The 24445-nt window shown below is 72.5% G+C and carries 18 protein-coding genes and 1 pseudogene; 8 read left to right on the top strand and 11 right to left on the bottom strand.

All coding sequences use genetic code 11. From position 1 onward, the window contains the following. Nucleotides 1-27: 27 nt before the first annotated feature. Nucleotides 28-651: a glutathione S-transferase N-terminal domain-containing protein gene (locus VFR90_RS15175; protein ID WP_326406988.1), complete on the bottom strand. Its 624-nt coding sequence runs from the start codon at nt 649-651 to the stop codon at nt 28-30. Nucleotides 652-858: 207 nt separating this feature from the next. On the opposite strand from VFR90_RS15175, the gene purB reads away from it, so the two are divergent. The 3 genes from purB to VFR90_RS15160 all read left to right on the top strand — a co-directional run bounded on the left by purB (nt 859) and on the right by VFR90_RS15160 (nt 6455). Beyond that, entirely contained in the window at nt 859-2235 is a 1377-nt protein-coding gene (purB, locus tag VFR90_RS15170; RefSeq protein WP_326406987.1) for an adenylosuccinate lyase, read from the top strand. After that, nucleotides 2232-3074, top strand: a complete 843-nt coding sequence (gene pyrF / locus VFR90_RS15165) for an orotidine-5'-phosphate decarboxylase (RefSeq protein ID WP_326406986.1) — start codon at nt 2232-2234, stop codon at nt 3072-3074. Before purB ends, pyrF begins: the two co-directional genes overlap by 4 nt. 159 nt (nt 3075-3233) lie before the next feature. Continuing rightward, on the top strand, nt 3234-6455 hold the full coding sequence (locus VFR90_RS15160; protein WP_326406985.1) for a PAS domain-containing hybrid sensor histidine kinase/response regulator: 3222 nt from the start codon (nt 3234-3236) through the stop codon (nt 6453-6455). A gap of 138 nt (nt 6456-6593) precedes the next feature. On the opposite strand, the gene VFR90_RS15155 is transcribed toward VFR90_RS15160, so the two are convergent. From VFR90_RS15155 to tkt, 5 genes are all read right to left on the bottom strand, one after another. Then, nucleotides 6594-8909, bottom strand: coding sequence for a xanthine dehydrogenase family protein molybdopterin-binding subunit (locus VFR90_RS15155; RefSeq protein ID WP_326406984.1), 2316 nt, complete (start codon nt 8907-8909; stop codon nt 6594-6596). A 6-nt stretch (nt 8910-8915) separates the two neighbouring features. Beyond that, the gene (locus VFR90_RS15150) at nt 8916-9449 is read right to left on the bottom strand and encodes a (2Fe-2S)-binding protein (RefSeq protein WP_326406983.1); all 534 of its coding nucleotides are present in this window, start codon (nt 9447-9449) and stop codon (nt 8916-8918) included. A gap of 41 nt (nt 9450-9490) precedes the next feature. Beyond that, the gene (locus VFR90_RS15145; RefSeq protein ID WP_326406982.1) at nt 9491-11371 is read right to left on the bottom strand and encodes a S8 family peptidase; all 1881 of its coding nucleotides are present in this window, start codon (nt 11369-11371) and stop codon (nt 9491-9493) included. Nucleotides 11372-11523: 152 nt separating this feature from the next. Then, nucleotides 11524-12525: a type I glyceraldehyde-3-phosphate dehydrogenase gene (gene gap / locus VFR90_RS15140; protein WP_326406981.1), complete on the bottom strand. Its 1002-nt coding sequence runs from the start codon at nt 12523-12525 to the stop codon at nt 11524-11526. Nucleotides 12526-12596: 71 nt separating this feature from the next. Beyond that, nucleotides 12597-14678: a transketolase gene (gene tkt, locus VFR90_RS15135; protein WP_326406980.1), complete on the bottom strand. Its 2082-nt coding sequence runs from the start codon at nt 14676-14678 to the stop codon at nt 12597-12599. Nucleotides 14679-14754: 76 nt separating this feature from the next. Here tkt and speD point away from each other — a divergent pair, with 76 nt between their 5' ends. The 3 genes from speD to VFR90_RS15120 are packed head-to-tail and all read left to right on the top strand — an operon-like array spanning nt 14755 to nt 16646. Further along, the gene (gene speD, locus VFR90_RS15130) at nt 14755-15123 is read left to right on the top strand and encodes an adenosylmethionine decarboxylase (protein WP_326406979.1); all 369 of its coding nucleotides are present in this window, start codon (nt 14755-14757) and stop codon (nt 15121-15123) included. Continuing rightward, nucleotides 15123-15905 carry a nucleotidyltransferase family protein gene (locus VFR90_RS15125; RefSeq protein WP_326406978.1) on the top strand — a complete coding sequence of 261 codons (783 nt, stop codon included), beginning with the start codon at nt 15123-15125 and terminating at the stop codon, nt 15903-15905. The genes speD and VFR90_RS15125 overlap by 1 nt, the downstream gene beginning before the upstream one ends. Nucleotides 15906-15932: 27 nt before the next feature. Then, on the top strand, nt 15933-16646 hold the full coding sequence (locus VFR90_RS15120) for a hypothetical protein (protein WP_326406977.1): 714 nt from the start codon (nt 15933-15935) through the stop codon (nt 16644-16646). Between the two features lie 137 nt (nt 16647-16783). On the opposite strand, the gene VFR90_RS15115 is transcribed toward VFR90_RS15120, so the two are convergent. Continuing rightward, nucleotides 16784-17773 carry a potassium channel beta subunit family protein gene (locus VFR90_RS15115; RefSeq protein WP_326406976.1) on the bottom strand — a complete coding sequence of 330 codons (990 nt, stop codon included), beginning with the start codon at nt 17771-17773 and terminating at the stop codon, nt 16784-16786. Between the two features lie 94 nt (nt 17774-17867). On the opposite strand from VFR90_RS15115, the gene VFR90_RS15110 reads away from it, so the two are divergent. Together VFR90_RS15110 and VFR90_RS15105 are read left to right on the top strand one after the other, a co-directional pair. Then, nucleotides 17868-18872 (top strand): DUF72 domain-containing protein, encoded by a 1005-nt coding sequence (locus VFR90_RS15110; protein WP_326406975.1) that lies wholly within the window; start codon nt 17868-17870, stop codon nt 18870-18872. Between the two features lie 88 nt (nt 18873-18960). Continuing rightward, nucleotides 18961-20327, top strand: a pseudogene (locus VFR90_RS15105) (aminopeptidase P family protein). A 12-nt stretch (nt 20328-20339) separates the two neighbouring features. Here VFR90_RS15105 and VFR90_RS15100 read toward each other — a convergent pair. From VFR90_RS15100 to ahpC, 4 genes are all read right to left on the bottom strand, one after another. Next, nucleotides 20340-20735 (bottom strand): hypothetical protein, encoded by a 396-nt coding sequence (locus VFR90_RS15100; protein WP_326406974.1) that lies wholly within the window; start codon nt 20733-20735, stop codon nt 20340-20342. Between the two features lie 167 nt (nt 20736-20902). Next, nucleotides 20903-22012 (bottom strand): tartrate dehydrogenase, encoded by a 1110-nt coding sequence (locus VFR90_RS15095; protein ID WP_326406973.1) that lies wholly within the window; start codon nt 22010-22012, stop codon nt 20903-20905. A 46-nt stretch (nt 22013-22058) separates the two neighbouring features. Continuing rightward, complete coding sequence (ahpF, locus tag VFR90_RS15090) at nt 22059-23627, bottom strand: alkyl hydroperoxide reductase subunit F (RefSeq protein ID WP_326406972.1); 1569 nt, start codon at nt 23625-23627, stop codon at nt 22059-22061. Between the two features lie 110 nt (nt 23628-23737). Then, nucleotides 23738-24304, bottom strand: coding sequence for an alkyl hydroperoxide reductase subunit C (gene ahpC / locus VFR90_RS15085; protein WP_326406971.1), 567 nt, complete (start codon nt 24302-24304; stop codon nt 23738-23740). Between the last annotated feature and the right edge of the window lie 141 nt (nt 24305-24445).

Genomic DNA, 24445 nt, shown 5'->3' with positions numbered 1-24445 from the left:
GCGTGGGCCGCTCGGCCCCGCGCCGCTTCAGGCCAGCCGCGGGAGGGTGTCGGCGAAGCTCGGGCGCTGCATCAGACGCTCGACCAGCTTCGCGAGGTTCGGATGCCGGCCGCGCCAGTCGAGCTGCGGCAGCCGGAAGCTCAGCCAGTCGAGCGCGCAGCCGACCGCGACGTCGGCCAGCGAAAGATGCAGCCCGCCGGCGCACCAGTTGCGCTCGCCGAGGCCGCGACCCATCGCGTCGATGCCGGCGTCGACCTTGGCGAGCTGGTAGTCGATCCACGCGCCGCTGCGTTCACCCTCCGCGCGCGGTGCCCAGTGCTCTTCGAGCCGCGCGAGGATGCCGGCCTCGCAGACGCCGTCGGCCAGCGCCTCCCAGGTGCGCACTTCGATGCGCTCGCGCCCCGACGGGGGGATCAGCTTGCCGACCGGCGACAGCACGTCGAGGTGCTCGACGATCACCCGCGAATCGAAGACCGCCTCGCCGCCTTCCATCACCAGGCAGGGCACCTTGCCGAGCGGGTTGAACTGCGTGATCTGCGATTCGCCGCGCCACGGGTCGTCGAGGACGAACTGGTAGTCGAGCTTCTTTTCCGCCATCACGACGCGGACCTTGCGGACGTAGGGGCTGGTGAGGGTGCCGATCAGTTTCATGAGGAAGGCAGGCGTCGAAGGGAGGCGTCAGGGGCGGCAGTGTCGCGTCCCGGCCAGGACGATGCACCAGCGCGCAGGCGCCGATGGTGACGCAAGCGGCACGCGCGGGAGCGGCTCCTACAATTTCACGAACTTTCCCGCGGTGCCGACGCCGCCTCGCCACGCGGCGCCACGGCCGCGGCGGCTCCTGTTGAATCGCCGCCCGCCATGCCCGCTGCCCCGACGCCGCTGACCGCCCTTTCGCCGCTCGACGGCCGCTATGCGAGCAAGCTCGATGCGTTGCGGCCGCGGCTGTCCGAGTACGGGCTGATGCATGCGCGGGTGCGCGTCGAGGTCGAGTGGTTCATCGGGCTCGGCGACGCCGGCCTGCCCGAGCTCCAACCGCTCGGCGACGCGGCGCGCACGCGGCTGCGCGGACTGGTCGAGCATTTCGGCGAGGCCGACGCGCAGGCGATCAAGGACATCGAGCGCACGACCAACCACGACGTGAAGGCGGTCGAGTACTGGCTCAAGTCGAAGTTCGCCGGCGACGCGGCACTGCAGGCCGCCGGCGAGTTCGTGCACTTCGCCTGCACCAGCGAGGACATCAACAACACCAGCCATGCGCTGATGCTCGGCGGTGCGCGCGACGCGGTGCTGCTGCCCGCGCTCGACGGCCTCGTCGCGACGCTCTTCGCGATGGCGCAGCAGCACGCGGCGCTGCCGATGCTCAGCCGCACCCACGGCCAGACCGCGAGCCCGACGACGGTCGGCAAGGAGATCGCGAACGTCGCGCACCGGCTGGCCGCGGCGCGCGAGCGCATCGCGCAGGTCAGGCCGCTCGCGAAGATGAACGGCGCGGTCGGCAACTACAACGCGCACCTCGCCGCCTACCCGGAGATCGACTGGGAAGCCTTCGGCCGCCGCGTCGTCGAGCAGCAGCTCGGCCTGGCGTTCAACCCGATGACGATCCAGATCGAGCCGCACGACTGGATGGCCGAGCTGTTCGACGCCTTCGCGCGCTGCAACACCATCCTGATCGACTGGTCGCGCGACGTCTGGGGCTACGTCTCGCTCGGCTACTTCAAGCAGAAGACCAAGGCGGGCGAGATCGGCAGCTCGACGATGCCGCACAAGGTCAACCCGATCGATTTCGAGAACGCCGAAGGCAACCTCGGCCTGGCGAACGCGCTGCTCGCCCACCTGAGCCAGAAGCTGCCGATCAGCCGCTGGCAGCGCGACCTGACCGACTCCACCGTGCTGCGCAACATGGGCGTCGCGCTCGGCCACACGCTGCTGGCCTGGGACTCGCTGGCGCGCGGGCTGGCGAAGCTCGAAGTCAACGAGGCCGCGCTGGCGGCGGATCTCGACGCGGCGTGGGAGGTGCTCGCCGAGCCGATCCAGACGGTGATGCGCCGGCACGGCCTGCCGAATCCCTACGAGCAGCTCAAGGAGCTGACGCGCGGCAAGGCGATCACGCGCGAATCGATCGGCGCGTTCGTCGACGGGCTCGCCCTACCGGATGCCGAGAAGGCTCGGCTGAAGGCGCTGACGCCGGGCCACTACACCGGCCTGGCGGCGACGCTGGCCAGGCGCGCGCGATGAACTTCGTCGACAAGCTGCTCGCCGCCGAACGCGGCAACGACTCGCTGCTGTGCATCGGCCTCGACCCCGAGCCAGCGAGGTTTCCCGCACCCTGGGCGGGCGACGCCGCGCGCATCTTCGATTTCTGCGCTGCGATCGTCGACGCGACGCACGATCTCGCGATCGCCTTCAAGCCGCAGATCGCCTACTTCGCGGCGCACCGCGCCGAAGCGCAGCTCGAGCGGCTGGTCGCGCACATCCGCGCGGCGGCGCCGGCGGTGCCGGTGATCCTCGATGCGAAGCGCGGCGACATCGGCGCGACCGCCGAGCAGTACGCGATCGAAGCCTTCGACCGCTACGACGCCGATGCGGTGACGCTGTCGCCGTTCATGGGCTTCGATTCGATCGAGCCCTACCTGCGCCGGGCGGGCAAGGGCGCCTTCCTGCTGTGCCGCACCTCGAACGCCGGCGGCGACGACCTGCAGAACCGCCGCCTCGCCGACGCGGAAGGCACGCCGCGGCTGTACGAGCACCTCGCGCGGCTCGCGCAGGGGTCTTGGAACGCGAACGGCCAGCTCGGGCTGGTGGTCGGCGCGACCTACCCCGACGAGCTGGCCCGCGTGCGCGAGCTCGCACCGACGCTGCCGCTGCTGATCCCCGGCGTCGGCGCGCAGGGCGGCGACGCGGCGGCGACGGTGCGCGCGGCCTGGCGCGGCGATGCGCAGCGCACGCGCGGGCCGATCGCGGTGAACTCGTCGCGCGCGGTGCTCTATGCCGGCGGCGGCGGCGATTTCGCGGCGCATGCGCGGCGGGTGGCGCAGGCCACGCGCGATGCGCTGAACGGGGCGCGCCGCAGCTGAGCGGGCAGCGTTGCCCGTGTGGCGGCCTGCGCAGCGTGATGTCTGCCCAGGCCGCGGCCCATCATGCTCGCGCCTGCTGATGGGGCGCCGACAGCCATGGCACATTGGCGCGCCGCGCGGCACCGGCCTGTCACTCGAACGCCCGCACGGCGCCCGAGCATGAAAAACGGTTCGTCGTCGTCCAAGTCGGCCCGCTCGCAGCAGGTGGCGCCGCGCATCGTCTGGCTGTTCTACGGCTGTGCGGCGGCGGTGTCGCTGGCGCTGGGCGCGGCGGCACTGGGCGTCCCCGGGCCGGCCGCGGTGTCCGAGGACGACCGCCTCTGGATGGCCGCGATCGCCGCGCTGCAGGCGCTGGCCTTCCTCGCCAGCGCGAAGATCGTGCTGCGCACGCAGCGCGCCGAGGGCGGCGCGGTGTTCTCGTGTTTCACCGCGCTCGGCTCGGTCACCGCTTCGGCCCTGCTGACCGCACCCGACGCCGCGCTGCTGCTGCTGGGCCTGCACGGCTTCCTGGTCTGCGTCTGCGCGGTGTTCGCCGGCCGGCGTGCGGCGCTCGTGCTGGCGGCACTGGCCCTGCTGGCCTGCGCGCTGGTCGGGGCGCTGCGCGGGGCCGGTGCCAGCGGGCTCGCGCTGGTGATGGCGCCGAGCCTGACCGTCACCGGCCTGCTGATCGGGCTGGTGAGCAAGCTGGCGCTGTCGCATTCGATCTCCAAGCTGCGCCAGCGCGAGCAGCGCTTCGAGCGGCTGCTGAACATCGCCGCCGACTGGTACTGGGAGCTGGACGCCGGGCTGCGCTTCCGCGTCATGGCGCCGATCGGCAAGAACGCGATCGCGCCGGACGAGATCGACCGCACGATCGGCCGCCACCCGTGGGAGACGCTGCAGCCCGACGAGCCGGACCTCGCGGTGCAAAGGGCGCACCGCGCCGATCTCGAAGCACAGCGGCCGTTTCGCAACCACGTCGCGCTGCGGACCGGCCCCGCGGGGCGGCGCGACTACATCAGCGCCAGCGGCGAGCCGATGTTCGACGCCAACGGCCGCTTCACCGGCTACTGGGGCATCTCGCGCGTCGTCACCGAGGAGGTGCACGCGCAGCGCGCGATCCGCGCCAGCGCCGAGCGCTATCACCAGCTGTTCGACCGCTCGCCGACGCCGATGGTCGCGCACCGGCTCGGCGTCGCGGTCGAGGCCAACGAGGCGGCCGCGCGGCTGCTCGGCTACCCCGACGCGCGCGCCACGCTGGGCGTTGATTTCTCGCGGCATTTCCCCGAGGGCGAGGCGCGCGAGCGCGCGCTCGCGCGGGTCGCCCGGATCGCCGCGGACCCAGGCGGCGCGACCGTCGAGCCGAACGACACGACGCTGGTGCGGCTCGACGGCCAGAAGCTCGACGTGCAGCTGACCAGCCTGCGCGTCGAGCTCGACGACGGCCCGGCCGTGCTCACGATCTGCCAGGACTTCACCGCGCGCCGCGCCGCCGAGCACGCGCTGCGGCACAGCCAGACGCTGCTCGAGCGGCTGTTCGACACGACGCCCGACGCCGTCACGCTGGCCGAATACGTGAGCGGCCGCTACCTGATGGTCAACGAGCGCTTCACCCAGGTGCTCGGCTGGACGCGCGCCGAGGCGATCGGGCGCAGCACGCTCGAACTGGGCATCTACCACGACGTCAACGAGCGCAAGGCGCTGCGCGACACGCTGCGCGCGCACGGCGCGATGAGCGACCGGCTGATGAACTTCCGCACCAAGGCGGGCGGCGTGGTGACGATGCGCGTCTCCGCGGCGCTGCTGACCTTCGACGCGGTCGACTACGTGGTCGCGGTGGCGCGCGACGTCTCGCACAGCGAGCAGGCGCGCCAGGAGCACGAGGCGATCCTGCGCTATGCCTCGGTCGGCATCGGCTTCACCCGCGAGCGGGTGATCGTGCAGGCCAATCCGCGCTTCGAGGAGATGTTCGGCTGGCCGCGCGGCAGCCTGGCGGGCCAGCCCGGCGCGGTGGTCTGGCCGAACGACGACGACTATGCCGAAGCCGGCGCCGTGGCCGGCCCGCTGCTGTCGACCGGCCAGCCCTACGAGACCGAACGGCCGATGCGCCGGCGCGACGGCAGCAGCTTCTGGTGCCGCCTGAGCGCGCGCGCGGTCGATCCCAGCGACCCCAGCCACGGCGGCACGATCTGGATCGTCGAGGACGTGACCGAACGCCGCATGGTCCAGCAGTCGCTCGCCGCCGCGCGCGACGCCGCCGAGGCCGCGAGCCGCGCGAAGAGCGCCTTCCTTGCCAACACCAGCCACGAGATCCGCACGCCGCTCAACGGCCTGCTCGGCCTGGCGCGGCTGGCGCGCCAGCCGGGGCTCGCCGACGAGGAGCGCCAGCGCTTCCTCGACCAGATCCTCGACAGCGCGCGCACGCTGTCGGGCGTGATCACCGACATCCTCGACCTGTCCAAGGTCGAGGCCGGCCGGCTGAGCCTGGACACCGTCGTGTTCGACCTGCGCGCGCTGCTCGAAGCGCTCGGCGACAGCACCGAGGCACTGGCGCAGGCCAAGGGCCTGAAGCTGCGCCGCGCGATCGACGAGGCGCTGCCGCGCGTGGTGCGCGGCGACCCGGTGCGCGTGCGCCAGATCCTCGGCAACTTCCTCGGCAACGCGCTGAAGTTCACCGAGCGCGGCGAGATCACGCTGATCGCCAGCCGCGGCCCCGGCGACCTGGTGCACGTGGTCGTCGCCGACACCGGCCCGGGCATCGACGAGGCGACCCAGGCGCGCCTGTTCCGACCCTTCGTGCAGGCCGACGACTCGATGACGCGCCGCCACGGCGGCACCGGCCTGGGCCTGTCGATCTGCCGCGAGCTCGCGACGCTGATGGGCGGCGCGGTCGGCGTGGGCAGCCACCCCAAGCGCGGCAGCCGCTTCTGGGCCGACCTGCCGCTGCCGGCCGTCGACGGCGCCGAGCTCGAAGGGCACGACCCGAGCGGCTTCGACGAGCCGATCGAAGGCGCGCGCGTGCTGGTCGTCGAGGACAACGCGGTGAACCTGCTGATCGTGCGCGCGATGCTCGAGGGCTGGGGCCTGGTCGTCGAGGAAGCGGCCGATGGCCAGCAGGCGCTCGACGCGGTGATCGAAGCCGCGCGGCGCGGCCGTGCCTACGACGCGGTGCTGATGGACGTGCAGATGCCGGTGATGAGCGGCCACGACGCCGCGCGCGCGCTGCGCCGCCGCCCTGAAGGCACGCGCCTGCCGATCGTCGCGCTCACCGCCGCCGCGCTCACCTCCGAGCGCGACCAGGCGCTCGCCGCCGGCATGGACGCCTTCCTCACCAAGCCGATCGACGCCGACCAGCTGCGCCAGGTGCTGGCGCGGATGCTGAAGGGGCGCGCGCGGGCGTGATGGCGACCACCCCGTTGCGGCTTCGCCGCTGCCCGTGGAACTCGAAGAGGGCCACCTTGTGGCCCTTGGGGCGCGCCGAACGGACCGGCGAAGCCGGATCCGTCGCAGCTGCTCGTCTCACCCAGCTCGGCGCGGCCTTCAGCCTGCTTGCAAGGGCAAGGCCCGCTGCCGCGTGCCGGTCAGCGCGAACAGCGCGTTCGCCAGCGCCGGCGCCAGCGGCGGCACGCCGGGTTCGCCGACGCCGCCGGGCGGGCGGTCGCTGTCGATCAGGTGCACCTCGATCGCCGGCGTGTCGGCCAGCGTGACGAGCGGCTGGTCGGCGAAGTTCCTCGCCTGCGCGACGCTCGCGACGATCGCGACGCCGCCGTGCCGCGCCGCGGCGAGCGCGAAGACGATCGCGCCTTCCATCTGCTGCGCGACGATGCCCGGGTGCACCACGGTGCCGCAATCGACGGCGCAGACGACGCGCCGCACGCGCAGCGCCTCGGCGCCCGCGGCGTCGCGCTGCCGCGCGAGCTCGACCACCTGCGCGACGATCGAGCCGAAGCTCTCGTGCAGCGCGATGCCGCGCGCGGTGTCCGCGGGCAAGGGGCGGCCCCAGCCGGCCTTGTCGGCACACAGCTTGAGCACCGCCGCGTGGCGCGGCGCCTCGCGCAGCAGCGCGTAGCGGAAGTCGAGCGGGTCGCGGCCGGCGGCGTGCGCCAGCTCGTCGACGAAGCTTTCGAGGAAGAAGGCGTTGTGCGAATGGCCGACCGAGCGCCAGTAGCCGACCGGCACGCCGCTCCTCGTCGCCGCATGCGCGATGCGCTGGTGCTCGATCGCGTAGGGCTGGTCGAACAGACCCTCGGCGGTGGTCTTGTCGGGCAGGTCGATCGGGCCGGCCAGCAGCGGCAGCCCGCGCTCGATCCAGCGCGGCGTCACCGCGTCGCCGGCGCTCGCGACGCGCAGCGTCGACACGCGGCCTTCGGCGTCGAGCGTCGCGCGCAGCACCGCGGCGGCCGCCGGCCGGTAGAAGTCGTGGCCGAAGTCCTCCTCGCGCGACCACAGCAGCTGCACCGGCCGCCCGCCGGTTTCCTGCGCGACCGCGACCGCCTGCGCGACCACCTCGGCTTCGAGCCGGCGGCCGAAGCCGCCGCCGACCAGCGTCGGATGCAGCGTCACCGCGTCCTCGCCGACGCCGGCCGCGCGCGCGGCGAGCGCGCGCGCGATCGTCGGCACCTGCGTCGGCGCCCAGACGGTGACGCGGCCGCCTTGCACGCGGGCGGTCGCGTTGATCGGCTCCAGCGCCGCATGCGCGAGATACGGCGCGCGATAACGGGCCTCGACGACGCGCGCGCCGCCGTCGATCGCCGCGCGCTCGGCCGCCGGCGCATCGCCGCGGCGGTGGAACACGAAACCTTCGTCGCGGGCGAGCGCCTGCTCGGCGCGCACGCCGAGCGCGGCCTCGATCGCCGCGCTGTCGAGCGTGCCGGCCGGCGGCGGCGCCCAGTCGATCGCCAGCGCCTCGACCGCCTGCCGCGCATGCCAGCTCGTGCGCGCGACCACCGCGACGCCGGCCGTCGAGCCCGCGCGTGCCGGCAGCCGCACCAGGCGCTCGACGCCGGGGCGTGCAAGCACCTCGTCCTCGTTGCCGATGCGCTGCGGCGCGCCGCCGAGCATCGGGCACATGCGCACCGCCGCGAACACCAGGCCGTCCGGCCGCACGTCGAGGCCGTAGACGGCGCGGCCGGTGACCTTGTCGGGCAGGTCGGTGCGCGGCAGCGCGCGGCCGACCAGCGTGCGCGCGGCCGCCGGCTTGGGGCGGACCGCGCCGGGCGGCGTCGCGGCGGCAGCGCCGGCCAGCTCGCCGAAGTGCGCGCTCTGGTTCGAGGCCGCATGCTCGACGCGGCCGGCGCGCACGACGATCTCGTCCTTCGGCTGGCGCCAGCGCAGCGAGGCGGCGCCGACGAGCTGCGCGCGCGCGGTCGCGCCGGCCAGCCGCAGCGGCTCCCAGGCGTCGGCGACGCTGGTCGAGCCGCCGGTGAGGTTGACGCCGAGCTCGCGCGCCAGCTTCGCGACGCCGTGCCGGCCGGCGCGCGCGAGCAGCGTCTCGGCGCCCGGCGCCGCGTCGCGCGGGTGGACCGGCAAGGTGGCGACGAAGGTCTCGACGTTGCCGTAGATCGCGTCGGGGCCGGCCGCCAGCAGCCGCACGCGGTCGAGCGGCAGGTCGAGCTCGTCGGCGACCAGCATCGCGAGCGCGGTGTGCACGCCCTGGCCCATCTCGATGCGCGGCATCGCGAGGCCGATGCCGCCGTCGGGCTCGACGCGGATCCAGCCGTTGAGCGCGACCGCGCCGGCCGCAACCGGCAGCAGATCGCGGCCGCCGAGCCGCGAGCGCACCGGCAGCGCGGCCCAGCCGACCAGCAGCGCGCCGCCGGCCGCGCCGGCGCTGAGCAGCAGCGTGCGGCGCCGCATCGCCGCTCAGGGGCGGGCGGGCGCGCTGCCGCGCGGCACGGCCGCCGGCTGCGCCTCGGGCTTCGCGCTCGGGCCCCGCGCGAGCCGCTCGCCCGCCGCGCGGATCGCGGCGCGCAGCCGCGGCGTCGTGCCGCAGCGGCACAGGTTGGTGATCGCCGCGTCGATCTCGGCATCGCTGGGCCGCGGCTTGCGTTCGAGCAGCGCGGCCGCGGCCATCAACAGCCCGCTCTGGCAGTAGCCGCATTGCGGCACCTGATGGTCGAGCCACGCGGCTTGCACCGCATGCAGCGAGCCGTCGGCGTTCGCGAGGCCCTCGATGGTCTGCAGCCGGCGGCCCTCGGCGGCCGACAGCGGCGTGACGCAGGCGCGCCGGGCCTCGCCGTCGAGGCGCACCGTGCAGGCGCCGCAGGCGCCGATGCCGCAGCCGAACTTCGTGCCGGTGAGGTTCAGCACGTCGCGCAGCGCCCAGAGCAGCGGCATCGCGGGATCGGCGCGTTCCGGCGGGAGGTCGAGGGGCTGGCCGTTGAGGACGAGCTTCATGCCCGGGAGTGTCGGCCGGGTTCGCGCCGTGGCGCGCCGGCTCAGGGTTTGCGCCGGGCGCCGGTGCGGCGTATCGACGGCAACGCCGCGGCGAGCAGCGCGACCAGGCCCAGCAGCTCGGTTGCCGACACGGCCCCGCCGCCGCCGCCGTCGGCCACGGCGGTGCCGTCGGAGGCGACGTCGATCGCCTGCGTCACGGTCGAGCGCTGGCCGGCGCTGTCGGTGACGACGAGGCGCACCTTCAAGGTGCCCGGCGCGGTGGGCGCGAGCGTCGTCTGCGGCGTCTGCGCGGGCGCCGCCAGGCCGGCGCCGCCGCCTTCGACCACGCTCCACTCGACGCTGGCGAGGCTGCGCCCGGGCGCCAGCAGCGAGCCGCTCGCGTCGAGTGCGATCGTCTGGCCGACGACCGGGCTGGCCGGGCTCACCGCGATCAGCGCCTGCACGCCGTTGCCGGCCGCGAGCGCCCGCGCCTTCGCGGCTTCGACCGCGGCTCGGGCGTCGAGCATCCCGGCGCCGCAGGTGCCGCTGGTGCAATAGCACTCGAGCTGGTCGATCGGGTCGCCGGCGTCGTTCGACAGCGGCCCCAGGCATTGCGGCGTGCCGTCCGCGGCGCCGGTGGTCGGGAAGGCGCGCGTGGTGCCGGTCAGCAGCGTGCGCAGTTCGGCCGGTGTCGCGTTTGGGTGCACCGCGAGCATCAGCGCGGCGGTGCCGGCGACCATCGGCGCGGCGAAGCTGGTGCCCACGGTGATGCGGCGGGCGTCGGTGTAGATCGACTCGGCGGGCGTCGTGGTGCCGCTGTTGGCGGTGGTCGCGATCGGATAGAGGCAGTCGCTGCCTGCCTGCGTGTTGACGCAATTGCCGCCAGGCGCGCTCAGCGCAACCTCCGCGCCCAGGTCGGAGAAGCCGACCTTGGTGCCGATGTGGCGCAACCCGCCCACCGCGATCACGCCGCGGCAGTTGGCCGGCGAGCCCACCGCATGACCGGCGGTGTTGCCGGCCGAGGCCACCACCACCGCACCGGCCGCGACGACCGCATCGACCGCCGACTGGTAGGCCGCGTCGCAGGCACCGCTGCCGCCGAGGCTCATGTTGAGCACGCGCGCCGGCGTCGGGTTCGCCGGCACCTCCGGCACCGCGAGGCCGGCGGCCCAGCGCATGCCGGCGATGATGTCGGAGCTGAACCCGCCGCATTTGCCGAGCACGCGCACCGGCAGGATCCGCGCGTTCCAGTCGGTGCCGGCGATGCCGGCGCCGTTGTCGGACAGCGCGCCGACGATGCCGGCGACCTCGGTGCCGTGCCAGGAGCTGTCGTCAACCACGCACTTGGCCGCGGCCGCGCCGAACACGCCGGAATCGATGTCGGCCTGCGTGACCCAGTCGCCCGGGTCGCTGGCGTCCGCATCGGCGCCGTCGCCGTCGTTGCCGAGGCCGACGCGCACGAAGTCGCGGCCCGCCAGCAGCCGGCCGGCCGCGCGGGCGGGCTGCAGATCGGGGTGGTCGAAGCGCACGCCGGTGTCGAGCACCGCGACCACGACGTTCGACGAGCCGGTCGTCACCTCCCAGGCCGAGACCGCGTCGATCGACGCACGCACCTCGCCGGCCGGCGCCTTCAGGTACCACTGGCCGACCGCGGGGCCGGCGGCGCCGCCGCTCGCGAACCGCGGATCGTTCGGCACGCGCTGCCGGCGCATCGGCCGGTCGACGACCGCGAACTCGACCTCGGCATCGGCTTCGAGCCGCCGTGCGAGCTCGGCCGCGCCGAGCGACTTCGAGGTGACGAGCTGCAGCGAGCCGCCGAGCGCGCGCTGGCGTCCGAGCGCGAGGCCGTGTCGGCCGAGGAGCTCGCGGGCGCGCTGCTCGAATCCCGCGGCCGGCTTCGCGGCCGCAGAGGAGCCGGCTTGCGCGCGGTACTTGACGATCACCCGCGCTTCAGGCGCGGCGGCCGAGGCGCCGAACGCGGCCGAAGCACAGGCGAGGACGAGGAGGACGGAACGAAGCGGACGACGAAGCACGACAGCGGGATCCAGAGAAGCGGCGCGGGCCACGGGACCCCGCGCAAAGGCAATCGGTGCGCCTACTTCGCGACGACGCGCGCCATCTCGAGCACCTTGTTCGAGTAGCCCCATTCGTTGTCGTACCAGGCGACGAGCTTCACGAACGTGCCGTCGAGCGCGATGCCGGCGTCGGCGTCGAAGATCGAGGTGCGGGCGTCGCCGCGGAAGTCGGTGGCGACGACCTTGTCCTCCGTGTAGCCGAGCACGCCTTTCAAGGCGCCTTCGCTTTGTGCCTTCATCTCGGCGCAGATGTCCTTGTAGCTCGCCTCCTTGACCAGCTCGCAGGTCAGGTCGACGACCGACACATCGGAGGTCGGCACCCGGAAGCTCATGCCGGTGAGCTTCTTGTTCAGCTCGGGGATCACCACGCCCACGGCCTTCGCCGCGCCGGTGCTCGACGGGATGATGTTCTCCAGGATGCCGCGGCCGCCGCGCCAGTCCTTGTTGCTCGGGCCGTCGACCGTCTTCTGCGTCGCGGTGGTCGCGTGCACCGTGGTCATCAGGCCGCGCTTGATGCCCCACTTGTCGTTGAGCACCTTGGCCAGCGGCGCGAGGCAGTTGGTGGTGCACGAGGCGTTCGAGATCACCGTCTCGCCGGCGTACTTCGCGTGGTTGACGCCGTAGACGAACATCGGCGTGTCGTCCTTCGACGGCGCCGAGAGGATCACCTTCTTCGCGCCGGCCGCGAGGTGCTTTTCGCCGCCTTCCTTGGTGAGGAAGATGCCGGTCGATTCGACGATCACGTCGGCGCCGGCCTCGCTCCACTTCAGTTCGGCCGGGTCCTTGATCGCCGTGAGGCGGATGCGTTTGCCGTCGACGATCAACGTGTGGCCGTCGACCGCCACGCTGCCCTTGAAGCGCCCGTGCACCGAGTCGTACTGGAGCATGTAGGCGAGGTAGTCGGGCTCGAGGAGGTCGTTGATCGCCACGACCTCGAGGTCGTCCGCGAAGTTCTGCACCGCGGCACGAAACACCATGCGTCCGATGCGGCCGAAGCCGTTGATGCCGATCTTGATGGTCATGGAAGCGTTCTCCGTTCAGCTCAAAGATTCGTGATGTCGATCGAGTGTCGTGCGCGCGTTCGGTTCGGCCCTCAGCGCGCGAGCGCGGCGCGCACCGTGTCGGCGACGTTCTCCACGGTGAAGCCGAAATGCTTGAACAGCACGCCGGCCGGCGCCGACTCGCCGAAGCTGTCGATGCCCACCACCGCCGCGCAGCCGTACTTCCACCAGAAGTCGCTGACGCCCATCTCGACCGCGATGCGCGGCACGCCGTCGGGCAGCACGCTGCGCTTGTAGGCGGTGTCCTGGCGGTCGAAGGTCGTCGTGCTGGGCATCGACACCACGCGCACCGCGAGGCCGTGCTCGGCCGCGAGCTTCTGCTGTGCATGCAGCGCGAGCTGCACCTCGGAGCCCGTCGCGACGATCACCGCGTCGAGCTTCCGGTTCACGAGGCCCACCTCCGCCGGCTCGGCCAGCACGTAGGCGCCGCAGGCGATCTCGTCGAGGCCGCTCTTGGGCAGGTAGGGTAGGTTCTGGCGCGACAGCAGCAAGGCCGTCGGGCGCGTCGCGTTCAGCAGCGCCTGCGTCCAGGCGACCGCGGTCTCGGCAGTGTCCGCCGGGCGCCAGACGTCCAGGCCGGGTATGAGCCGCAGGCTGGCCGCGTGTTCGACGCTCTGGTGCGTCGGCCCGTCTTCGCCGAGGCCGATGCTGTCGTGGGTGAAGACGTGGATCACGCGCTGCTTCATCAGCGCGGCCATGCGGATCGCGTTGCGGCTGTAGTCGCTGAAGGTCAGGAAGGTGCCGCCGTAGGGAATGAAGCCGCCGTGCAGCGCGAGGCCGTTCATCACCGCGGCCATGCCGAACTCGCGCACGCCGTAGTTGATGTGGCGGCCCGGCTTGCCGTCGTCCGTGCCCCGGGGCGCGCCTTGCGCGTCGAGGCGCAGCGGCGGCGTGCTCTTGGTGTTGGTGAGGTTCGAGCCGGTCAGGTCGGCGCTGCCGCCGAGCAGTTCCGGCAAGGCCGCGGTGAAGGCTTCGAGCGCGATCTGGCTCGCCTTGCGCGTGGCCACCGTCTCCGCCTTCGCATGCGCGGCCACCGCCGCCTCGACCGCCGTCTGCGCGAAGTCCTTCGGCAGGCTGCCGGCAATGCGCCGTTCGAATTCGGCGGCCAGTTCGGGATGCGCCTCGCGGTAGGCGTCGAAGCGCAGGTCCCAGGCGCCTTGCGCGTCGATGCCGGCGGGCTTCGCGTCCCAGGCCTCGTACGCGGCGGAGGGGATCTCGAACGGCGCATGCGGCCAGCCCAGCGCCGTGCGCGTGAGCACGATCTCCTCGGCGCCGAGCGGCTCGCCGTGGGCCTTGGCGCTGCCGGCACGGTTGGGCGAGCCCTTGCCGATCGCCGTCTTGCAGACGATGAAGCTGGGCCGGTCGGTGCTCTGCTTGGCGAGCGCGATCGCGGCATCGACCGCATCGATGTCGTGGCCGTCGATCGGGCCGATCACGTTCCAGCCGTAGGCGGCGAAGCGCAGCGCGGTGTCGTCGACGAACCACGGCGCGACCGGACCGTCGATGCTGATGCCGTTGTCGTCGTAGATCGCGATCAGCTTGTTCAGCTTCCACGCACCCGCCAGCGCGCAGGCCTCGTGGCTGATGCCTTCCATCAGGCAGCCGTCGCCGAGGAAGACGTAGGTGTGGTGATCGACGACCGCGTGCTGCGGCCGGTTGAATTCGGCGGCGAGCAGCTTCTCGGCCAGCGCCATGCCGACCGCATTGCCGATGCCCTGGCCGAGCGGGCCGGTGGTCGTCTCGATGCCCGGCGTGATGCCGACCTCGGGGTGGCCCGGCGTCTTGCTGTGCAGCTGGCGGAAGTTCTTCAACTCGCCGATCGGCAGCGCGTAGCCGGTGAGGTGCAGCAGCGCATAGATCAGCATTGAGCCGTGGCCGTTGCTCAGCACGAAGCGGTCGCGGTCGGCCCAATGCGGGTCGACCGGGTTGTGGCGCAGGTGGCGCGACCACAGCGCAACCGCGATGTCGGCCATGCCCATCGGCGCGCCCGGGTGGCCGGAGTTGGCCTGCTGGACCGCGTCCATCGCCAGCACGCGGATGGCGTCGGCCATCAGCTTGGCGGTGGCGGCGGGGACGGCGCGGCGCACGGGGGTGGGAGGTTGGATCACGGCCATGGGCTGCGCCTTTGGAGAGCCACCGCAGCGGCAGAATCGACGATTTTAGAAGCCGGTCCTCATCGCCCGACCTTCCATGCGGGGCTTGCACCTCACCGCCGATCTCGCCGGCTGCCGCCGGGACCAGGCCGCGCTGACCGAGCCGGCTGCCCTGCGCACGCTGTGCCTCGCGACGGTGACGGCCGCGGGGCTCGCGCCGGTCGGCGAACGCTTCCACGCCTTCGCGCCCGAGCACGGCGAGCCGCGCGGCGTGACCGGCGTCGTGCTGCTCGCCGAGTCGCACCTGGCCGTGCACACCTGGCCCGAGCTGGACGCGGTGACGCTCGACGTCTACGTCTGCCACCGCAACGCCGACAACTCGGCGAAGGCCGAGGCGGTGATCGATGCGCTGCTCGCGGCCTTCGAGCCGGCAAGCGCGAAGCGCGGGCGACTGGAGCGCGGCTGATGCCGGGCGGCGAGGGTTTCGCGAGCGCGAGTTCCCCCTCGGGCAGGCCGGCCGGCGACCGCAGCGGGCTGCAGCTGCCGGCGCTCATCCTCTGCGCCGGCCGCGGCGAGCGGATGCGCCCGCTGACCGACCGCGTACCGAAGCCGCTGCTGCCGGTGCACGGCAAGCCGCTGGTGGTCTGGCAGCTCGAAGCGCTGGCGCGCGACGGCGTGCGCGAGGTCGTGATCAACACCGCCTGGCTCGAGGAGCAGTTCCCCGCGGCGCTCGGCGACGGATCGGCCTTCGGGCTTTCGATCCGCTACTCGATGGAAGGCCGGCTGCACGGCGGCGCGCTGGAGACCGCCGGCGGCATCGTCGCCGCCGCGCCGCTGCTCGGCAGCGAGCGCTTCTGGGTGCTGGCCGGCGACGCCTGGCTGCCCGACTTCCGCTTCGACGCCGCCGAGGCCGCCGGCTTCGCCGCGAGCCGCGACCTGGGGCTCGTCTGGCTGGTACCCAACCCTGACCATCATCCCGACGGCGACTTCGCGCTGGGCGACGCGGGCGACGCCGATCGCGTGCTGGCGCGTGACGACCGGCATGCGCGCGGCAGCTACACGTACTCGACGGTCGGACTCTTCGACCGTAAGCTCGTCGCGGGCCTCGTACCCGGCGAGCGCGGCGCGTTGCGGCCGCATCTCGATGCGGCGATCGCCGCGCGCCGGCTCGCCGGGCGGATCTACGCCGGCCGCTGGGCCGACGTCGGCACGCCGGCGCGCTGGCAGGCGCTGCAGGGGCCGGCCTGAACGAGCGGGCGAGGGAGGACAAGGACCATGGGCGACTGGATCTCGCCGACATCGCTGGCGCTGGCGCTGCTGCTTGCCTTCGGGCTCGAACGGCTGGCGTTGCGCGGTCTGCGCGCGGCGGCGCTGGCCTTCGAGCCGGTGTCCGGCGAGCACACCGACTCGGTCGTCTACCACCGCGACCTGCTCGCGCTGACCGAGCGCGACATGCAGACCGTCTTCGGCCTGCTGCTGGCCGCGGCCGTGAGCGGCGCGGTAGCGTGGCACGCGCCCGGCTGGCCCGCGTGGCCATCGCTTGTCGCGTGGCTGGGCGCGCTCGGCTGGGACCTGTGGACCTGGGAGCGCGCGGCCGGCAGCGTGAAGTTCGTGTCGTGGAAGCGCGGATGGCGGCAGTCGGCACGGCGCGTGGCGGTGTCGGATCTGGCCGAGGTCAACGTCGTCGTGCGGCGCGGCGCCAGCGCGAAAGGCATCGGCCGCGCGCTGCCGCCGACCTGCTACCTCGCGCTGTTGATGGCCGACGGCAAGGCGGTGAAGCTGCCGCGCACCGGCGCGTGGCCTTTCGGCGAGCGCCGCGTCGAGGACTTCGCCAACTTCGTGCGGATGCAGATCGCGGTCGTCGCCGACCTGCGCCGGCGCGCCGAAGCCGAGAAACGCAGCGCCGCGCGGCATGCGGCGGTCGAGCAGGAGCCGGTCCATCCGGCGCAGAAGATCGACCCGCTGGCGATCAACCGGGGGAAATATTGACCACCCCGTTGCGGCTTCGCCGCTCTCCTCAAGGGGCGCCGCTTGCGGACCGGCAGAGCCGGATCCGCGGCGTCTGCCGGTAGACCACCCCGTTACAGCTTCGCCGCTCCCTCAAGGGGCGCCGCTGGCGGACCGGCTCAAGCCGCCAGCGGCTTGGTGATCTCGTCGATCCGCGCCAGCACCTCGGGCGTGAGCTTCGGCGTCACGTCGAGCGCCTTCAGGTTGTCCTGGAGCTGGCTCAAGCGGCTCGCGCCGAGGATCACGGTGCTCACGCGCGGATTGCGGTTGACCCAGGCGATCGCCAGTTGCGCCAGCGAGCAGCCGAGCTCGCGGGCGAGCGGCTCCAGCTTCGCGACCGCGGCGTTCTTCGCCGCATCGGTCAGCCCCTCGCGCAGCCAGCTCATGCTCTCGATCGAGCCGCGGCTGCCTTCGGGCACGCCGCTGCGGTATTTGCCGGTCAGCAGGCCGGAGGCGAGCGGGCTCCAGGTGGTCAGGCCCAGGCCGATGTCCTCGTAGAGCCGCGCGTACTCGTCCTCGACGCGCCTGCGATGCAGCAGGTGGTACTGCGGCTGCTCCATCACCGGCTTGTGCAGGTGGTGCTTGTCGGCGATCTCCCAGGCGGCGCGGATGTCGGCCGCGCTCCATTCGCTGGTGCCCCAATAGAGCAGCTTGCCGCGGGTGATCAGGTCGTGGAAGGCGTAGACGGTCTCCTCGATCGGCGTCATCGGGTCCGGCCGATGGCAGAAGACCAGATCGACGAAGTCCATCTGCAGCCGCTGCAAGGCGCCGTCGATCGCCTGGTGCAGGTATTTGCGGTTCAGCGTGTCCTGCGCATTGACGCGCTTGCCGCCGCGCGGCGCCCGGTCGAGCCCCCAGAAGAACTTCGTCGAGACGATGTAGTCGATGCGCGGCTTGCCCAGCTGCCGCAACGCCTCGCCCATGATCGATTCGCTCTGGCCGTTGGCGTAGACCTCGGCGTTGTCGAAGAAGTTGATGCCGGCGTCGAGCGCGGCCGCGAGCATCTCCTTCGCGGAGGTCACGTCCACCTGGTTGTGGTACGTGACCCAGGAGCCCAGCGAGAGCTCGCTGACTTGCAGGCCACAGCGGCCGAGGCGGCGGTATTGCATGAAGACGTCCCGTGAGGTGGAGCGGAGCGCCCGACGGTACCCGCCCGCCGAAGCCCCGGCGCGCAAAGCGGCATCGCGCTTGCCTGCGGCGCGCATGGCCCAGGGCAGCGTTCGCATCGGCATTTCGGGCTGGCGCTACGAGCCCTGGCGCGGGGTGTTCTATCCCGAGGGCCTGGTGCAGCGGCGCGAGCTGGCCTACGCGAGCCGGATGGTGTCGAGCATCGAGATCAACGGCTCCTTCTACTCGCTGCAGGACCCGGCCTCGTGGCGCGAGTGGCACGACGAGACGCCCGACGACTTCGTCTTCGCGGTAAAGGGGCCGAAGTACATCACCCACCTGCGCCGGCTGAAGGAGGTGCGCACGCCGCTGGCCAACTTCTTCGCCAGCGGGCTGTTTGAGCTGAAAGCCAAGCTCGGGCCGATCCTGTGGCAGCTCCCGCCGATGCTGCCCTTCCTCCCGGAGCGCATCGAGGCCTTCTTCGAGCTGCTGCCGCGCGACACCGAAGCGGCGCTCGCGCTCGCCCGGCAGCACGACGAGCGCGTCGCGGATCGCGCAAGCCTCGCGATCGACCGCAAGCGGCCGCTGCGCCATGCACTGGAGATCCGCCATCCCAGCTTCGTCGATCCGGCCTTCGTGCAGCTGCTGCGCCGCCATCGCATCGCGCTGGTCGTCGCCGACACCGCCGGCAGATGGCCGCTGCTCGAAGACCTGAGCGCCGACTTCGTCTACCTGCGGCTGCACGGCGACGCCGAGCTGTACGCGAGCGGCTACGGCCCGCAGGCACTCGACCGCTGGGCCGCGCGCATCGCCGCGTGGCGCGAAGGCCGGCAGGTCGACGATGCGCGCCTGGCCGCGCCCGGCACGCGCCAGCGCGCCGGGGCGCGCGATGTCTTCGCCTACTTCGACAACGACGTGAAGGTGCATGCGCCCTACGACGCGGCGGCGCTGATGCGCCGGCTCGGGCTGGCCTCGGCGCTGCAGGGCCCCGGCCGGCCCGTGTGGCCGCCGGGCTGGCAGGCGCCGAGCGTGCGCAAGCGCGCGCCGGGCTTCGCGGCGCGGCGGGTCGTCGCGAAGGCTGCGGCCGAAACGCCGGAGTGAAGAAGCACCGGGTACTCTCCCGCGGCGCCACCTGGGCACGAGCACCGTGCGTCGATGCAAGGAAGGCCCCTTGGGAAAGCTGCGAGCGATGCCTGCGAACAACGTCCATGCCGAACGCCGTGCGCGCCTCGCGCGGCAACTGCGCGCCGCCGGGGCGGCGTCGCCGTGGTGCCCACCGCGCCCGAACGCATGCGCAACGCCGACAGCGAGCACGCCTACCGCCACGACAGCGGCTTCTTCTACCTGACCGGATTCACCGAGCCGGACGCCTGGCTGCTGCTCGACGACGCCGGAGCGAGCCTGCTGCTGTGCCGCCCGAAGGACCCGGAACGCGAGCTCTGGGACGGCCTGCGGCTCGGCCCCGAGGACGCACCCGCGCGGCTCGGCGTCGACGAAGCGAAGCCGCTCGCCGACCTCGACGCGGTGATCACCGAGCGGCTCGCCGGCCACGACGCCGTCTGGTTCCCGTTCGACGGCGACGCCAGCCTGCGCAGCCGCGTCGCCGGCTGGATCGACGCGGTGCGTGCCCGTTCGCACCGTGGCGCCGAAGCACCGACGCAGCAGCGTGACCTGTCGGTGCTGCTCGGCGAGCTGCGCCTGTTCAAGGACGCGCACGAAGCCGAGCAGATGCGCCGCGCCGGCGAGATCGGCGCCGCCGGCCACGTGCGCGCGATGCAGGCCTGCCGGCCGGGCATGCGCGAGTACGAACTGGAAGCCGAGCTGCTCTATGAATTCCGCCGGCGCGGCGCGGCGGGGCCGGCCTACACCAGCATCGTCGCGGCCGGATCGAACGCCTGCATCCTCCACTACGCCGCCGGCGATGCCGAGTTGAAGGACGGCGCGCTGTGCCTGATCGACGCCGGCGCGGAATACGCCAGCTATGCGAGCGACATCACCCGCACCTTTCCGGTCAACGGCCGCTTCGGCGGCGAGCAGCGCGCGGTCTACGAGCTGGTGCTCGCCGCCCAGCAGGCCGCGATCGCCGCGACCCACCCCGGCGCGCGCCGCCTCGACGGCCACTGGGCGGCGGTGCGCGTCGTCGCCCAGGGGCTGCTCGACCTCGGCCTGCTCGATCACAGCCAGGTCGGCAGCCTCGACGACGTGGTCGAGCGCGGCGCCTACCGCCGCTACTTCATGCACGGCACCGGCCACTGGCTCGGGCTCGACGTGCACGACGCCGGCGAGTACCTCTCGCTCGGCGAGGCGCCGGTCGATCAGCTCGACGGCCAGGGCGGCCGCGTCACGCGCCGGCCGTCGCGCCGGCTGGAGCCCGGCATGGTGCTGACGATCGAGCCCGGCTGCTACATCCGCCCGGCGCCCGACGTGCCCGAGCGCTTCTGGAACATCGGCGTGCGCATCGAGGACGACGCGCTGGTCACGCCGGACGGTTGCGAACTGCTCAGCCGCGGCGTGCCGGTGGAGCCCGGCGAAATCGAAGCGCTGATGCGCGGCTGAGCCGCGCCGGGCTCACTGCACCTGCTCGGGCGCCGCGTGCCAAAGGCGGCGCGCCGCTTCGGTGGCGCTTGGCGCCGCGTCCCGCGACGGCTCGGCGCGCGCTTCGGCAAGTCGGTCCCAGTGCTGGCGCAGCCGTTCGAGCGTCATACGGAAGCCGGCGCTCACCTGTGGGTGGCCGCTCAGGAAGAACAGGTTCGAGCGGACCTTCGCGGCCATCATCAGGCTCTGGCCGTGGCCGGTGAGCGGCTGGCTCAGCGCGGCGCGCTCGACGACGCCGGTCATCAGCGCCAGCGTGCCGGCGAGCAGCGCCTCGGCGCTCGGCAACGCGCGGACTTCGTCGTCGTCGGCCTCGTCGGGCCGGTCGGCCTCGCAGGTTTCGGCAAGGCGGCACGGGTGATCGCAACTCATGGCAGGGCTCTCCGCCGCGACGCGGCATCGGTGGATGAGGCTGGCTGAGGCCCGACGCCCTGGCTGCATGCGCGCGGCCCGAACGCCGCGCAGGCCGCGATCCTAATGCGAACGGTTCTCATCTGGTGACCGAAGCCCGCGCTTGCGCGGGGGTCGGCAGGCGCCGGTCAGCCGGCCGCGATCACGCCGGCGATCGCAGCTCCGACCTCGGGCGTCTTCGCGCAGCCTCCGAGATCGGGCGTGCGCGGGCCGTCGACCAGCACCCGCTCGATCGCCGCGACGATCGCGTCGTGCGCCTGGGCGTGGCGCCCGGCCGCCTCGGCAGCCATGCCGGGCGCACGACCGAGGAAATCGAGCATCAGCGCGCCCGACCAGATCATCGCGATCGGGTTGGCGATCTGCTGGCCGTGGATGTCCGGCGCCGAGCCGTGCACCGGCTCGAACAGCGACGGGAAGCGCCGCTCGGGGTTCAGGTTGGCCGACGGCGCCAGCCCGATCGTGCCGGTGCAGGCCGGGCCGAGGTCGCTCAGGATGTCGCCGAACAGGTTGCTCGCCACCACCACGTCGAAGCGTTCGGGCGAAAGGACGAAGCGCGCGGCCAGGATGTCCACGTGCTGTTTGTCCCAGCGCACGGCCGGATGCAGCGCGGCCATCGCCTCGACCCGCTCGTCCCAGTAGGGCATCGAGATCGCGATGCCGTTGCTCTTGGTCGCCGCGGTCAGCCGGCGGCGCGGCCGGCGCCCGGCGAGCTCGAACGCGAACTTCAGGATGCGATCGACGCCGTGCCGGGTGAACACCGACTCCTGCAGCACGAACTCGCGCTCGGTGCCTTCGAACATGCGCCCGCCGACCGACGAGTACTCGCCCTCGGTGTTCTCGCGCACGATGACCATGTCGATGTCGCCGGGCCGCTTGTTCGCCAGCGGCGCCGGCACGCCGGGCAGCAGCCGCACCGGCCGCAGGTTCACGTACTGGTCGAAGCCGCGGCGGAACTGCAGCAGCGAACCCCACAGCGAGACATGGTCCGGCACCACCTGCGGCCAGCCGACCGCGCCGAAGTAGATCGCGTCGAAGCCGGCGAGCCGCGCGGCCCAGTCGTCGGGCAGCATCTTGCCGGTCCGCTGCCAGTAGGCCGCGCAGGCCCAGTCGAAGGGCTCGAAGGCCAGCGCGATGCCGAAGCGCCGGCCCGCCGCCTCGAGCACGCGCAGGCCCTCGGGCATGACCTCCTGGCCGATGCCGTCCCCGGCAATGACGGCGATGCGATGCGGCGTGTCCATGCGCCGCATGCTAGCCAGCGCGAAGACCGCGCCGGCCGAAGGCCGATCAGGCCGCGAGCGGGGTCGTGCGGATCAGGTGGTCGAAGGCCGCCAGTGCCGCCTTCGAGCCTTCGCCGGCCGCGATCACGATCTGCTTGAACGGCACCGTCGTGGCGTCGCCGGCCGCGAAGACGCCCGGCACGCTGGTCGCGCACTTCGCATCGACGACCACCTCGCCGTGCTTGCTCAGCTCGACCGTGCCGCGCAGCCATTCGGTGTTCGGCACCAGGCCGATCTGCACGAACACGCCGGCCAGCTCGACGCTGTGCGTCGCGCCGCTCGCGCGGTCCTTGAAGACGAGGCCGGTGACCTTGGCGCCGTCACCGGCGATCTCGGTCGTCTGCGCGTTCGTGTGCACCGTGACGTTCGCGAGGCTTCGCAGCTTCCTGACCAGCACCGCATCGGCCTTCAGCTGCTCGGCGAACTCGACCAGCGTCACATGCTCCACGAGGCCGGCCAGATCGATCGCCGCCTCGACGCCGGAGTTGCCGCCGCCGATCACCGCCACCTTCTTGCCCTTGAACAGCGGCCCGTCGCAGTGCGGGCAGTAGGCGACGCCCTTGTTGCGGTACTCGGCCTCGCCAGGCACGTTCACCGCGCGCCAGCGCGCCCCGGTCGCGATCACGATGCTGCGGCCCTGCAGCTCGGCGCCGTTGGCGAGCCGCACCGTCGCGTAGCCGCCGGGTTCGGTGGCCGGCCGCAGCGATTCGACGCGCTGGCCGTTGATCAGCTCGACGTCGTAGGCGCGCACGTGCCGTTCGAGGTCGGCCGCGAAGCGCGGGCCTTGCGTCTCGGGCACCGAGATGTAGTTCTCGATGCCGAGCGTGTCGAGCGTCTGGCCGCCGAAGCGCTCGGCGACGATGCCGGTGCGGATGCCCTTGCGCGACGCATAGACGGCCGCGGCCGCGCCGGCCGGGCCGGCGCCGACGATGAGCACCTCGAAGGGCTTCGCGTCGGCGAGCCGCGCGGCCTCGCGCGCCGCGGCGCCGGTGTCGACCTTCGCGAGGATCTCGCTCAGCTCCATCCGTCCCGAGCCGAACGGCTGGCCGTTGAGGAAGACCATCGGCACCGCCATGATCTGGCGCGCCTCGACCTCGGCCTGGAACAGCCCACCGTCGACCGCGGTGTGGCGCACGCGCGGGTTCAGCACCGCCATCAGGTTGAGCGCCTGGACCACGTCGGGGCAGTTGTGGCAGGTGAGGCTCATGTACGTCTCGAAGACCAGCTCGCCCTGCAAGGACTCGATCTGCTCGATCACGTCGGCCTCGACCTTCGGCGGATGGCCGCCGGCCTGCAGCAGCGCGAGCACCAGCGAGGTGAACTCGTGGCCCATCGGGATCGCCGCGAAACGCAGGCCCAGGTCGGCGCCGGCGCGGGTGATCTGGAACGAGGGCCGGCGCGCGTCGGCGCCGTCGGCGCGGAAGCTCACCAGCGGGTGCAGCGCCGCGATCTCCTGCAGCAGCGTGCGCATCTCGGCCGAAGCCGGGCGGTCGTCGAGCGAGGCGATCAGCTCGATCGGGTGCTTGATGCGCTCGAGGTAGGCGCCGAGCTGCGCCTTGAGGTTGTCGTCCAGCATGTCTTGCCTCGCGAGTCACGGTGCCCACCGAGCAGCCGCCGCGGATCCGGCTCTGCCGGTCCGCCAGCGGCGCCCCTAGAGGGGAGCGGCGTCAGCCGCAACGGGGTGGATCAAATTTTTCCGACCAGATCCAGCGACGGCGTCAGCGTCTTCGCGCCTTCGTTCCACTTCGCCGGGCACACCTGGCCGGGGTTCTTCGCGACGTACTGCGCGGCCTTCAGCTTGCGCAGCGTTTCCTTCACGTCGCGCGCGATCGCGTTGTCGTGCACCTCGGCGGTCTTGATCACGCCTTCCGGATTGATCACGAAGGTGCCGCGCAGCGCCAGGCCTTCTTCTTCGATGTGCACGCCGAACATGCGGGTCAGCTGGTGCGTCGGATCGCCGATCAGCGGGAACTTGGCCTTGCCGACGGCCGGCGAGGTCTCGTGCCACACCTTGTGCGCGAAGTGCGTGTCGGTCGTGACGATGTAGACCTCGCACTCGAGCTTCTGGAACTCGGCGTAGTGGTCGGCCGCGTCCTCGACTTCGGTCGGGCAGTTGAAGGTGAAGGCGGCCGGCATGAAGATGAACGTCGACCACTTGCCCTTCAGTGCCTGTTCGGTGACTTCGATGAACTTGCCGTCCTTGAACGCTTGAACCTTGAACGGTTGGACCGGGGTGTTGATCAGCGAGGACATGGGTGAGGACTCCGAGAGTTAAAGAGGGTTGATGGAAACGCGAGGGAAACGCCGTTCGGCCGCCATTGTTGACGCGATGCAGCATCAGCCGGATTGAATGACCGAATGCATGTCATTAGGGTTTCCAACCAGGCCTGCCAC

Origin of the sequence: Methylibium sp. (assembly GCF_035762065.1) — a bacterium.
Classification (GTDB): domain Bacteria; phylum Pseudomonadota; class Gammaproteobacteria; order Burkholderiales; family Burkholderiaceae_C; genus Methylibium.
Note: the sequence above shows the minus strand (reverse complement) of the source record. Positions and strands in the feature narration are given on the sequence as shown.